This window comes from uncultured Aquimarina sp. (assembly GCF_947492405.1).
GTDB lineage: Bacteria > Bacteroidota > Bacteroidia > Flavobacteriales > Flavobacteriaceae > Aquimarina.
The window spans coordinates 1-371 of record NZ_CANLMP010000031.1; the positions used below are offsets into that span (position 1 = coordinate 1).

At 59.3% G+C, this 371-nt stretch carries 1 protein-coding gene; it reads right to left on the reverse strand.

The genetic code is table 11. From position 1 onward, the window contains the following. On the reverse strand, window positions 1-371 hold a 371-nt coding region (locus tag Q0829_RS27525), incomplete at both ends, for a hypothetical protein (RefSeq protein ID WP_298549310.1).

Genomic DNA, 371 nt, shown 5'->3' on the forward strand with positions numbered 1-371 from the left:
CCAGTGGCACCGGTTGCTCCTGTATTTCCTGTAGCGCCTGTGCTTCCCGTAGCGCCAGTTGCTCCTGTGCTTCCTGTAGCACCAGTTGCTCCCGTGCTTCCTGTGGCACCTGTGCTTCCCGTAGCGCCAGTTGCTCCTGTGCTTCCTGTGGCACCGGTTGCGCCAGTGCTTCCTGTAGCACCGGTTGCGCCAGTGCTTCCTGTAGCTCCTGTGCTTCCTGTAGCGCCAGTTGCTCCTGTGCTTCCTGTAGCGCCAGTTGCTCCTGTACTTCCTGTAGATCCTGTAGCGCCAGTGCTTCCTGTAGCACCAGTTGCTCCTGTGCTTCCTGTAGATCCTGTAGCGCCAGTGCTTCCTGTAGCACCAGTTGCTCC